General features: G+C 69.5%; 8 protein-coding genes. 4 read left to right on the top strand and 4 right to left on the bottom strand.

Annotated elements, in window-relative coordinates; all coding sequences use genetic code 11:
* Positions 1-22: 22 nt before the first annotated feature.
* A complete protein-coding gene (locus tag OG798_RS14700) occupies positions 23-1,063 on the top strand; it encodes an ABC transporter permease (RefSeq protein ID WP_095855566.1) in 1,041 nt (346 codons plus the stop codon).
* A gap of 15 nt (positions 1,064-1,078) precedes the next feature.
* A complete protein-coding gene (gene mtnK, locus OG798_RS14695; protein WP_121416643.1) occupies positions 1,079-2,239 on the top strand; it encodes an S-methyl-5-thioribose kinase in 1,161 nt (386 codons plus the stop codon).
* Positions 2,240-2,411: 172 nt separating this feature from the next.
* Here mtnK and OG798_RS14690 read toward each other — a convergent pair whose 3' ends face one another.
* The 4 genes from OG798_RS14690 to OG798_RS14675 form a co-directional block, all read right to left on the bottom strand.
* Entirely contained in the window at positions 2,412-4,028 is a 1,617-nt protein-coding gene (locus OG798_RS14690) for a glycerol-3-phosphate dehydrogenase/oxidase (RefSeq protein WP_267061352.1), read from the bottom strand.
* Positions 4,029-4,047: 19 nt separating this feature from the next.
* A complete protein-coding gene (glpK, locus tag OG798_RS14685; RefSeq protein WP_095855569.1) occupies positions 4,048-5,586 on the bottom strand; it encodes a glycerol kinase GlpK in 1,539 nt (512 codons plus the stop codon).
* A 132-nt stretch (positions 5,587-5,718) separates the two neighbouring features.
* Entirely contained in the window at positions 5,719-6,513 is a 795-nt protein-coding gene (locus tag OG798_RS14680; RefSeq protein WP_328757180.1) for an MIP/aquaporin family protein, read from the bottom strand.
* A gap of 338 nt (positions 6,514-6,851) precedes the next feature.
* A complete protein-coding gene (locus tag OG798_RS14675; RefSeq protein ID WP_095855571.1) occupies positions 6,852-7,616 on the bottom strand; it encodes an IclR family transcriptional regulator in 765 nt (254 codons plus the stop codon).
* A 269-nt stretch (positions 7,617-7,885) separates the two neighbouring features.
* Here OG798_RS14675 and metH point away from each other — a divergent pair, with 269 nt between their 5' ends.
* Both metH and OG798_RS14665 read left to right on the top strand, forming a co-directional pair.
* Positions 7,886-11,413: a methionine synthase gene (gene metH, locus OG798_RS14670; protein WP_328757179.1), complete on the top strand. Its 3,528-nt coding sequence runs from the start codon at positions 7,886-7,888 to the stop codon at positions 11,411-11,413.
* 137 nt (positions 11,414-11,550) lie between these two features.
* Entirely contained in the window at positions 11,551-12,252 is a 702-nt protein-coding gene (locus OG798_RS14665) for an HAD family hydrolase (protein ID WP_267061351.1), read from the top strand.
* Positions 12,253-12,534 lie beyond the last annotated feature (282 nt).

Raw genomic sequence — 12,534 nt, 5'->3', positions numbered from 1 at the left:
CCGGCACACCAGGAAGTACGCCATGACCAGCACCCAGAGCACCTCCGTGCCGACGGCGGCCCCGTCCGCACCCGCCGTCGGCCACCGGATCCAGAACGCCGTCATCAAGTACGGCTTTATCTTCGTCACCGTCACGCTCTTCGCGTACTTCGCGATCAGCGAGCCGTCCTTCCGCGACTCGGCGACGCTCCTCGACACCCTCCGGTACGTCTCCGTCGCCGCCATCCTCGGCCTCGGCGTCACGCTCACCATGGCCGTCGGCGGAATGGACATGTCCGTCGGCGCCGTCGCCGGCCTCGGCGTCACGGTCGCCGCGAAGACGATGGTCACCTACAACCAGGTCGGCACGGTCGCGATCCTCGCGGTCGTCGCGGCGGGCGCACTGGCCGGGTTGCTGAACGCCCTGCTGATCGTCGTCCTCAAGATCCCCGACATGCTCGCCACGCTCGGCACCATGTTCGTGATCCAGGGCACCAAACTCATCCTGGTCGACGGCCAGTCCATCACCCCCGGTATGACCCGGTCCGACGGCACCACCGCGCCCGGCAGGTTCACCGAGGGCTTCCTGCGCATCGACCGCGGCACCTTCCTCGGCATACCCGTCTCGGTCCTGATCTTCGGCGCGCTGACCGTCCTCGCCTGGGTGTTCCTGGCCCGCACCCGCTGGGGGCGCGTGCTCTACGCGATCGGCGCCAACCCCGAGGCCTCACGACTGGCCGGCATCCGCGTCGGCGCCTACCGGGCGCTCGCCTACGTCCTCTCCGGCGTCCTCGCCTCCATCGGCGGCCTGATCCTGGCCTCCCGCATCGGCCAGGGCGATGTCTCCGCCGGTACCTCCCAGCTGCTCGAAGCCGTCGCCGTCGCCCTCGTCGGCACCTCCGTCCTCGGCCGGGGCCGCCCCAACGTCTGGGGCACGGCCCTGGGCGCCGTCCTGATCGGGATCATCACCACGGGTCTGACCATCGAGGGACTGCCGTACTACACGCAGGACGTCGTCGAGGGCGCGGTCCTCATACTCGCCCTGGTCTTCAGCTTCACCCTGTCCAAGCGCCGCACCGCATAAGGGAGTTACGAGTCGATGGGCTACCGCATCCTGGAGACCGAGGACGTCGCCGGCTATCTGCGCGAGCGCGGCCACTGGGGCACCGACGAGCCGGAGGTCCGCGAGGTCTCCGACGGCAACATGAACCGCGTCTTCCTCGTCACCGCCATCGACGGCACCCGGGGCCTCGCCGTCAAGCAGGCCCTGCCCTGGGTGCGGGTCGCGGGTCCCTCCTGGCCGATGAGCCCCGAGCGCGCCGACGCCGAGGCCCGCGCCTACGAGCAGGTCGCCAAGGTCGCCCCGGACAAGATCCCGGCGATCCACGGCTACGACTCCGACAACTACGCCCTCGTCATGGAGGACATGTCCGACCTGGAGGTGCTGCGCACGATCCTCAACGAGGGCGGCACCTACGGCCCGGACACATCCCGCCGTATCGGCGAGTTCGTCGCCCAGCTCTCCTTCGCCACCAGCGACTTCGGTATGCCCTCCGCCGAACGCAAGGCGCTGATCGCGGCCTCCGTCAGCCCCGAGCTGTGCAAGATCACCGAGGACGTCGTGCTCAGCGAGCCCTACCTCGAGCACGAGCACAACCACTGGCACCCCGGCCTCGACGACCTCGCCGCCGCCTTCCGCTCCGACCCGCGGCTGCGCACCGAGGTGGCCGAACTGCGCCACCTCTTCATGACCGGCGCACAGGCCCTGCTCCACGGCGACCTGCACACCGGCAGCATCATGGTCGGCACCCGCGAGGGCGCCCCGGTGGTCCGGGTCTTCGACCCCGAGTTCTCCTTCGTCGGCCCGATCGGCTTCGACCTCGGCCTGTACTGGGCGAACACGCTCGTCTCCGCGGCCCGCGCGGACGCGCTCGGCGTCGGGGGCGACCACGGCGACCAACTCCGGCTCTCCTGGGACGCGTTCAGGACGGAGTTCCGCCGCCTGTGGCCGACCCGCGTCGACACCTTCTTCGACGACGCCTTCCTCGACCGCTTCCTGGACCGCGTCTGGACGGAGTCCCTGGGCTTCGCCGGCGCGGAGATCGTCCGCCGGATCATCGGCTTCGCCCACCTCACCGACCTCACCACCCTGCAGGACCCGGTGCCCGCCTCCCGGCGCGCGCTTCTCCTCGGGCGTGAACTGATCGTGCGCCGCGCGGAGTTGACGTCACCCGAGGACGTCGAGGCACTCCTGCGCTGACGGGCCGTCGGCCGACGCGGTGACGTCGACCGGGATCCACAGCCGGGCCCCGGAGGTGCCACTCCGGTGGAGCGTCCGCGGCCCGGCGGCGCACGCAGAAGGGCGGCTCCCCCCGTGGGAGCCGCCCCTCAAGCCGATCGGATCCTCCGCTCAGGATCTGATCACTTCTTGGTCACTTCTTGTCGAGCAGGTCCTGCACCTTGCCGCGGACCTCGTCCGTGGCGAGCCCGCGGATCGTCAGCGTCGTACGGCGGCGCAGCACGTCGTCCGTCGTCTCGGCCCACTCGTGGTCGCGGGCCCACACGACCTGCGCCCAGATCTCCGGGGCGTCCGGGTGGACGCGCTCGCCGAGCTCCGGGTTCTCGTTGGCCAGGCGCGCGATGTCGAAGGCCAGCGAACCGTAGTGCGTCGCCAGGTGCTTGGCGGTGTCGGCGCCCATACGGGGGCCGGGCGCCGGGCCGTCGACGAGCAGCCGGTGGGCGACCGCGCGCGGGTTGGCGACACCCGGCAGCGGCATCTTCTTCGGCAGCTCGGAGATCGGCTCGAAGTCCTCGCCCAGCGGGCGCCCCGGCAGCGACTCCAGCTTCTTCATGACCGTACGGCCGATGTGCCGGAAGGTGGTCCACTTGCCGCCCGCGACGGACAGCATCCCGCCACGGCCCTCCGTGACGACCGTCTCGCGCTTGGCCTTCGAGGTGTCGCCGGGGCCACCGGGCAGCACCCGCAGACCGGCGAAGGAGTACGTGATCAGATCACGGGAGAGCTGCTGGTCGCGGATGGAGAACGCGGCCTCGTCCAGGATCTGGGCTATGTCCTTCTCGTTGACCGCGACGTCCGCCGGGTCGCCGTCGTACTCCTCGTCGGTCGTACCGAGCAGCAGCATGTCCTCCCAGGGGAGGGCGAAGGTGATGCGGTACTTGTCGATCGGGGTGGCGAGCGCGGCCTTCCAGGGGGAGGTGCGCTTGAGGACCAGGTGCGCGCCCTTGGACAGGCGGATGGACGGCGCCGCGTTCGGGTCCTCCATCTTGCGCAGGTGGTCGACCCAGGGACCGGTGGCGTTGAGGACGAGGTGCGCGTTGACGCCGAACTCCGCGCCGTTCGTACCGTCCTTGAGGTCCGCGCCCGTGACCCGGCCCTTGGTGAAGCGCAGGCCGGTCACCTCCGCGTGGTTGAGCACGACCGCGCCCGCCTCGACGGCCGCGCGGACCGTCATCAGCGCCATGCGCGCGTCGTTCATCTGGTCGTCGCCGTACACGGCCACGGCCTTGAGGTTCTCGGTGCGCAGCTCCGGCACGTCCTGCTGCGCCTTGGCCGGCGAGAGCAGGTGGCCGACGCCGTCACCGAACGCCGACAGCGCGGAGTAGGCGAAGACGCCCGCCCCGAGCTTCGCCGCGCCGTGCGGCCCGCCCTTGTACACGGGGAGGTAGAACGTGAGCGGGTTCGCCAGGTGGGGGGCCACCTGACGGGAGACCGCACGGCGCTCGAAGTGGTTCTCCGCCACCAGCTTCACCGCGCCGGTCTGCAGGTAGCGCAGACCGCCGTGGAGCAGCTTGGAGGAGGCGGAGGAGGTGGCGCCGGCGAAGTCGCCGGCGTCGACCAGAGCCACCCGCAGACCGGACTGCGCGGCGTGCCAGGCGGTGGAGATGCCCAGGATGCCACCGCCGATCACGAGAAGGTCGTACGTCGCCTTGGAGAGCTGCTCCCGGGTCTCGGCGCGGCTCGGGTTGGAGCCGGAAGCCGGGCGCGTACCGAGGGCAGGCACGGACTGCAGGGTGGACTGACTGGTCATTGCGGGGTGTTACTCCTTGTCAGTTCTCGTCTTCGATCCAGCCCATGGTCCGCTCCACGGCCTTGAGCCAGCTCTTGTACTCACGGTCGCGGATCTCCGCGTCCATGTTGGGGGTCCATTCCGCGGCCCGGCGCCAGTTGGCGCGCAGGTCCTCGGTGTTGGTCCAGAAGCCGACGGCGAGACCGGCGGCGTAGGCAGCGCCGAGGCAGGTGGTCTCGGCGACCATCGGGCGCACCACGGGGGCGTCCAGGACGTCGGCCAGGGTCTGCATCAGCAGGTTGTTGGAGGTCATGCCGCCGTCGACCTTGAGGGCCGTGAGCTCGACGCCGGAGTCCTTCGTCATGGCGTCGGTGATCTCACGGGTCTGCCAGGCGGTGGCCTCCAGGACGGCGCGCGCGATGTGCGCCTTGGTGACGTACCGGGTCAGACCGGCGATCACGCCGCGGGCGTCGGAGCGCCAGTACGGGGCGAACAGACCGGAGAAGGCCGGCACGAAGTAGGCACCGCCGTTGTCCTCGACCGAGGACGCGAGGGTCTCGATCTCGGCGGCGGACTTGATCAGGCCCATCTGGTCGCGCATCCACTGCACCAGCGAACCGGTGACGGCGATCGAGCCCTCGAGGGCGTAGACCGGAGCCTGGTCGCCGATGCGGTAGCCGACCGTGGTGAGCAGGCCCGAGTACGAGTTGATGATCTTGTCACCGGTGTTCATCAGCATGAACGTGCCGGTGCCGTACGTGGACTTGGCCTCGCCCTCGGAGAAGCAGGTCTGGCCGAACAGGGCCGCCTGCTGGTCGCCGAGCGCGGAGGCGACCGGGATGCCGCCGAGCAGCTCGCCGAGCCGGCCGCCGGTCACCTCGCCGTACACCTCGGCGGAGGAGCGGATCTCCGGGAGCATGGCCAGCGGCACGCCGATGGACTCGGCGATCTTGTCGTCCCAGGCCAGGGTGTGCAGGTTCATCAGCATGGTGCGGGAGGCGTTGGTGACGTCGGTGACGTGGTGACCGCCGTTCGCACCGCCCGTCAGGTTCCAGATGACCCAGGTGTCCATGGTGCCGAAGAGGATGTCCCCGGCCTCGGCGCGCTCGCGCAGGCCCTCGACGTTGTCGAGCAGCCAGCGGGCCTTGGGACCGGCGAAGTAGGACGCGAGCGGCAGACCGGTCTCGCGGCGGAAGCGGTCCTGGCCGACATTGCGGCCGAGCTCCTTGCAGAGCGCGTCGGTGCGGGTGTCCTGCCAGACGATGGCGTTGTGGACGGGCTCACCGGTGTTCTTGTCCCACAGCACGGTGGTCTCGCGCTGGTTGGTGATGCCGATGGCCTTGATGTCGTCGCGGGTGATGCCCGCCTTCTCGATGGCCCCGGCCACGACCTCCTGGACGTTGGTCCAGATCTCGGCGGCGTTGTGCTCGACCCAGCCCGGCTTCGGGAAGATCTGCTCGTGCTCCTTCTGGTCGACGGAGACGATGCGTCCGTCGCGGTCGAAGACGATGCAGCGGCTGGACGTGGTGCCCTGGTCGATCGCGGCGATGAAGGGGCCGGCGGTGTGTGCGTCGGTCACGGTGTGCTCCTGAAGGTTCCGTATGAAAAGGGCTGGCTCACGGTGTACTGCTCACGGCCTGACGGCGTATTGCTTACGGCTCGGAAAACCTTGCGGTTCAAGGAGGGCCCGAGGCCCGAAGGCCTCGGGTCTTTAAGCAAAGGCGACGTTGTAAAGGCCTGCAGCGATCGCGCCGCCGATCAGCGGACCGACGACCGGAACCCAGGCGTAGCTCCAGTCGGAGCCGCCCTTGTTCGGCAGGGGGAGCAGCGCGTGCACGATGCGCGGGCCGAGGTCACGGGCCGGGTTGATCGCGTAGCCGGTGGGTCCACCGAGGGAGAGGCCGATGGAGACGACCACCAGCGCGGTGATCAGGGCGCCCAGGGGGCCGAGGCCGTTGCCCTTGTCGTTGAGACCCTGCGTGAGGACCGCGAGCACCAGCACGACGGTCGCGATGATCTCCGTGGCGAGGTTCTGCACCGCGTTGCGGATCTCCGGGCCGGTGGAGAAGATACCGAGTACGGGACCCGCGCCCTTCTCCTCGGCTTCGACGGCCTTGGAACCAGCGGCCTGCGCGTCCGAAGCCCCCACGATGCCGGGGTCGGTCAGGTGCGCGTGGAACTGTCCGTAGTACACGACCCAGACCAGCGTGGCGCCGATCATCGCGCCGAGCAGCTGGCCGCCCCAGTACACCGGCAGGTTGTTCCAGCCGCCGTCCTTGATGGTCAGCGCCAGCGTCACGGCCGGGTTCAGGTGTGCGCCGGACAGCGGCGCGGAGGTGTAGACCGCCGTGAGGACCGCGAAGCCCCACCCGAAGGCGATGGCGAGCCAGCCGGCGTTTCTGGCCTTGGAGGCCTTCAGCGTGACGGCGGCACAGACGCCACCGCCGAGCAGGATGAGTATGGCGGTACCTATGGTCTCGCCGATGAAGATGTCGGAGCTGGACACCCGCGACTCCTTTGTCCTTCGTCCAGGGGAAGGCGAACCCCGGGTCCCTCCGGTGGTTCGCGCCCTCGGGGGTGAGGGCGATGCCGGCCCATGGCACTGTCACACTCTAACGCGTATTGCCGGTAGGTGTTCGACAATGCCGACCGATGGACGGGAGTCTTGCCCTGGGGTTACCAGCTCGTCAAGAGTTCCGTTATCGAAAACACGATCGTTATTGATCGCCGTGAGTTATCGATCTTGAGAGGCCCGGATAGTCGACGCGGGCATGCCAAACAGGCCGGTACGTAGGACACGTACCGGCCTGTTGTCGTACGGGGTTCAGCTCGTCGTTCGGGGCGTCAGAACCGCCCGGCTCCCAGGTCCCGGGAGACCGCGCGGGCGCAGTCCCGCACCGCCGCGATCAGCTCGGGGCGCACCTCGCCGTCCCGGCAGATCCGCTCCACGGCTCCCGCGATGCCCACCGCGCCCACCGGCATGCGCCGCCGGTTGTGGATGGGTGCCGCGACCGAGGCGACGCCCGTCCATGTCTCCTCGACGTCGTCGGCGTACCCCCGCGCGCGGGTCAGGTCGAGGACCCCCTCGAACTGCTCCGGTTCGACCGTCGTGCGAGGTGTGAACGTCTTCCGCTCGGCCTCCAGGACCTCGCTGTGCGCCACCGGGTCGTAGGCCGACAGGACCTTGCCCAGGGCCGTGGAGTGCAGCGGCTGCATGGCACCGACCTCCAGCACCTGACGGCTGTCGTCGGGCCGGAACACATGGTGCACGATCAGTACGCCATGTTGGTGCAGCACGCCCAGGTAGACGCTCTCGCCGCTGGAGCGGGCCAGGTCGTCGGTCCACACCAGCGCCCGCGCGCGCAGCTCGTGCACGTCGAGATAGGTGGTGCCGAGCCGCAGCAGCTCGGCGCCCAGCTGGTAGCGCCCCGAGACGCTGTCCTGTTCGACGAAGCCCTCCTGCTGGAGGGTGCGCAGTATGCCGTGGGCCGTGCCCTTGGCCAGGCCCAGCGAGGAGGCGATGTCGGACAGGCCGAGCTGCCGCTCGCCGCCCGCGAGGAGCCGCAGCATCGCCGCCGCCCGTTCGAGCGACTGGATGTTCCGTGCCATCGCCGTGCTGCCTCCGTCCCCTTCGACCGACAGCGGCGCCTCCGCTACCGCCGTTCGGCAATGTCGAACACTACCGTTCGTTGCCGAGCTCCCGCTAATGGGTCGTCGCAACATGTTCGGTCTGTCTTAACACCCCGGACGCACCCGCCACGCCCGTCCGCCCCGTGGACGGCCCCTGACCCTGTGACGGTGCTCGGGCTACCCTGACGGCGTGCGCCTTCCATGGGAAGCGCAAAGCCGACAGCCGTCGCACTTCAGGGAGCACCTTCATGGCTTCGTTGCCGAACCCGTCCCTTTCGTCCGAGCTTGCCGAGAACCGGACTCGCATCGCAGCCCTCCGCGAGGCGCTCGCCGAGCGCGTCGTGGTCGCCGACGGCGCTATGGGCACGATGCTGCAGGCGCAGGATCCGACGCTGGAGGACTTCGAGAACCTCGAGGGCTGCAACGAGATTCTGAACATCACGCGCCCCGACATCGTCCGTTCCGTCCACGAGGCCTACTTCGAGGTGGGCGTGGACTGCGTGGAGACGAACACCTTCGGCGCCAACCACTCGGCCATGGCCGAGTACGAGATCTCCGACCGCGTGCACGAGCTGTCCGAGGCGGGCGCCCGCATCGCCCGCGAGGTGGCCGACGAGTTCGCCGGCCGCGACGGCCGCCAGCGGTGGGTGCTGGGCTCCATCGGCCCCGGTACGAAGCTGCCGACCCTCGGCCACATCGGCTTCCACGCGCTGCGCGACGGCTTCCAGGCGAACGCCGAGGGCCTGATCGCCGGCGGCGCGGACGCCCTGATCGTCGAGACCACCCAGGACCTCCTCCAGACCAAGTCGTCCATCCTCGGCGCCCGCCGGGCCCTGGACGCGCTCGGGGCCGACCTGCCGCTGCTGGTCTCCCTCGCCTTCGAGACGACCGGCACGATGCTGCTGGGCTCGGAGATCGGCGCCGCGCTGACCGCGCTGGAGCCGCTGGGCATCGACATGATCGGCCTGAACTGCTCCACCGGCCCCGCCGAGATGAGCGAGCACCTGCGCTACCTCGCCCGCCACTCCCGCATCCCGCTGCTGTGCATGCCGAACGCCGGGCTGCCCATCCTCACCAAGGACGGGGCCTACTTCCCGCTGACCCCGCCCGAGATGGCGGACGCGCAGGAGACCTTCGTCCAGCAGTACGGCCTGTCCCTGGTCGGCGGCTGCTGCGGCAGCACCCCCGAGCACCTGCGCCAGGTCGTCGAGCGCGTGCGCGGGATGGCACCGGCGCAGCGGCGCCCCCAGCCGGAGCCGGGCGCCGCCTCCCTCTACCAGACCGTCCCGTTCCGCCAGGACACCGCGTACATGGCGATCGGCGAGCGCACCAACGCCAACGGCTCGAAGAAGTTCCGCGAGGCCATGCTGGAGGCCCGCTGGGACGACTGCGTGGAGATGGCCCGCGACCAGATCCGCGAGGGCGCCCACATGCTCGACCTGTGCGTCGACTACGTCGGCCGGGACGGCGTCGCGGACATGCGGGAGCTCGCCGGACGCTTCGCCACCGCCTCCACGCTGCCCATCGTCCTGGACTCCACCGAGGTCGACGTCCTGCGCGCCGGCCTGGAGAAGCTCGGCGGCCGGGCCGTCATCAACTCCGTCAACTACGAGGACGGCGACGGCCCCGAGTCCCGCTTCACCAAGGTCACCCGGCTGGCGCAGGAGCACGGCGCCGCGCTGATCGCGCTGACCATCGACGAGGAGGGCCAGGCCCGTACCGTCGAGACCAAGATCGCCATCGCCGAACGGCTCATCGAGGACCTGACGACGAACTGGGGCATCCACGAGTCGGACATCCTCATCGACGCCCTGACCTTCACCATCTGCACCGGCCAGGAGGAGTCCCGCAAGGACGGCATCGCCACCATCGAGGCGATCCGCGAGCTCAAGCGCCGCCGCCCCGACGTGCAGACCACGCTGGGCCTGTCGAACATCTCCTTCGGTCTCAACCCGGCCGCCCGTATCCTGCTCAACTCGGTCTTCCTCGACGAGTGCGTCAAGGCGGGCCTGGACTCGGCGATCGTGCACGCGTCGAAGATCCTGCCGATCGCCCGCTTCACCGAGGAAGAGGTCCAGACAGCCCTGGACCTGATCCACGACCGCCGCGCCGAGGGCTACGACCCCCTCCAGAAGCTGATGGCGCTGTTCGAGGGCGCCACCACCAAGTCGCTGAAGGCGGGCAAGGCCGAGGAACTGGCCGCGCTGCCCCTGGACGAGCGACTCAAGCGGCGCATCATCGACGGCGAGAAGAACGGCCTCGAGGCCGACCTCGCCGAGGCCCTCCAGACCCGCCCCGCCCTCGACATCGTCAACGAGACGCTGCTCGACGGCATGAAGGTGGTCGGCGAGCTGTTCGGCTCCGGCCAGATGCAGTTGCCGTTCGTGCTCCAGTCCGCCGAGGTCATGAAGTCCGCGGTCGCCTACCTCGAACCGCACATGGAGAAGTCGGACGCCGAGGGCAAGGGCACCATCGTGCTGGCGACCGTGCGCGGCGACGTGCACGACATCGGCAAGAACCTCGTCGACATCATCCTGTCCAACAACGGCTACAACGTCGTCAACCTCGGCATCAAGCAACCGGTCTCCGCGATCCTGGACGCGGCCGAGGAACACCGGGCCGACGTCATCGGCATGTCGGGCCTGCTGGTCAAGTCCACGGTGATCATGAAGGAGAACCTGGAGGAGCTCAACCAGCGCGGTCTGTCCGCCGAGTACCCGGTCATCCTCGGCGGCGCCGCCCTGACGCGGGCGTACGTCGAGCAGGACCTGTACGAGATCTACGAGGGCGAAGTCCGCTACGCCCGGGACGCGTTCGAGGGTCTGCGCCTGATGGACGCGCTCATCGGGGTCAAGCGGGGCGTGCCGGGCGCCGTGCTGCCGGAGCTCAAGCAGCGCCGGGTGCGGGCCACCGCCCCGACGGTCGTCGAGGAGCGCCCGGAGGAGGGCCACGTCCGCTCGGACGTCGCCGTCGACAACCCGGTGCCCACCCCGCCCTTCTGGGGCACCCGTGTCATCAAGGGCATCCAGCTCAAGGAGTACGCCTCCTGGCTGGACGAGGGCGCGCTCTTCAAGGGCCAGTGGGGCCTGAAGCAGGCCCGTGCGGGCGACGGACCGACGTACGAGGAACTCGTCGAGACCGAGGGCCGGCCCCGGCTGCGCGGACTGCTGGACAAGCTCCAGACCGACAACCTGCTCGAAGCGGCCGTCGTCTACGGCTACTTCCCCTGTGTGTCCAAGGACGACGACCTGATCATCCTGGACGAACAGGGCAACGAGCGCACCCGCTTCACCTTCCCGCGCCAGCGCCGCGGACGGCGGCTGTGCCTGGCCGACTTTTTCCGGCCCGAGGAGTCCGGTGAGCGGGACGTCGTCGGCCTCCAGGTCGTCACGGTCGGCTCCCGCATCGGCGAGGAGACGGCCAAGCTCTTCGAGGCGAACTCCTACCGCGACTACCTCGAACTGCACGGCCTGTCCGTGCAGCTGGCCGAGGCCCTCGCCGAGTACTGGCACGCCCGCGTCCGCTCCGAGCTCGGCTTCGCCGGTGAGGACCCCTCGGCCATCGAGGACATGTTCGACCTCAAGTACCGCGGTGCCCGTTTCTCCCTCGGCTACGGCGCCTGCCCCGACCTGGAGGACCGCGCCAAGATCGCCCGACTCCTGGAGCCCGAGCGCATCGGCGTCCACCTCTCGGAGGAGTTCCAGCTGCACCCCGAGCAGTCCACGGACGCGATCGTGATCCACCACCCGGAGGCGAAGTACTTCAACGCGAGGTGACCCGGCGCGAGGCGCGTCGGAGGGCCCTCATAACCAACAGGCGTTTCACCTGACGCCGTCGTACACTGGACGGTCCACAGCAGGCCGGTTCCCCCTGAGGGAACCGGCCTTCTCGTCCCTCAAGGAGGTGCGCCAGGATGACCACTACGGTTCCCGCGCTCGGTACCCGTACGGCCGAAGGCTCAGCGCTGCAGGCCGTGCTCCTGGACATGGACGGCACCCTGGTGGACACCGAGGGGTTCTGGTGGGATGTCGAGGTCGAGATCTTCCGGACGCTCGGGCACACCCTCGACGACTCCTGGCGCCATGTGGTGGTCGGCGGACCCATGACCCGCAGCGCGGGCTTCCTGATCGAGGCCACCGGGGCCGACATCACGCTCGCCGAGCTCACGGTGCTGCTCAACGACGGTTTCGAGGACCGTATCGACCGGGCGCTGCCGCTGATGCCGGGGGCGGCCAGACTCCTCGCGGAGCTCGCCGCGCACGAGATCCCCACCGCCCTGGTCTCCGCCTCGCACCGGCGCATCATCGACCGTGTTCTGGCCTCCCTGGGCCCCCAGTACTTCGCGCTGACCGTCGCGGGCGACGAGGTGGAGCGGACCAAGCCCTTTCCCGACCCGTATCTGCTGGCGGCGTCCGGACTCGGCGCCGAACCGGCCCGGTGCGCCGTCATCGAGGACACCGCCACGGGTGTCGCCGCCGCAGAGGCCGCGGGCTGCCACGTGGTCGCCGTCCCCTCCGTCGCACCGATCGCCCCCGCCGTCCGGCGCACGGTCGTGACCTCCCTGGAAGACGTCGACCTGCCCTTTCTCCGTGGTCTGATGACGGAAATGCGCTAGGCGTTCACCCAGCGTGCATAACCGAATGTGCCGATAACCCCTGCGTATCCGCAGGTAAGGGCCCCGGACCTGGCGCGGGAAATTGATTCCGGGGCCGGATGGCCGAATTCCGGTACTCTCCCACCGAGTTGACAGTGTGAGGTTCGTCACCTGACGGGGGGTCGACATTCGGCCTGTCATGTGCAGTAACCCCCCTTTCGGGGGTGGTCGGCGTGCCCTTGTGTCCCGATTGGTGGAACGCTGCACTAATCCTTCCGCTGTCGGGTTATCGGTGCGTCCACG

The sequence above is a fragment of the Streptomyces sp. NBC_00271 genome, assembly GCF_036178845.1.
Taxonomy (GTDB): Bacteria; Actinomycetota; Actinomycetes; order Streptomycetales; family Streptomycetaceae; genus Streptomyces.
Note: the sequence above shows the minus strand (reverse complement) of the source record. Positions and strands in the feature narration are given on the sequence as shown.

Bases quoted from the DNA above. Each gene is read 5' to 3' on its own strand.
- OG798_RS14700 (WP_095855566.1), top strand. From the start codon at position 23: ATGACCAGCACCCAGAGCACCTCCGTGCCGACGGCGGCCCCGTCCGCA.
- mtnK (WP_121416643.1), top strand. From the start codon at position 1,079: ATGGGCTACCGCATCCTGGAGACCGAGGACGTCGCCGGCTATCTGCGC.
- OG798_RS14690 (WP_267061352.1), bottom strand. From the start codon at position 4,028: ATGACCAGTCAGTCCACCCTGCAGTCCGTGCCTGCCCTCGGTACGCGC.
- OG798_RS14675 (WP_095855571.1), bottom strand. From the start codon at position 7,616: ATGGCACGGAACATCCAGTCGCTCGAACGGGCGGCGGCGATGCTGCGG.
- metH (WP_328757179.1), top strand. From the start codon at position 7,886: ATGGCTTCGTTGCCGAACCCGTCCCTTTCGTCCGAGCTTGCCGAGAAC.
- OG798_RS14665 (WP_267061351.1), top strand. From the start codon at position 11,551: ATGACCACTACGGTTCCCGCGCTCGGTACCCGTACGGCCGAAGGCTCA.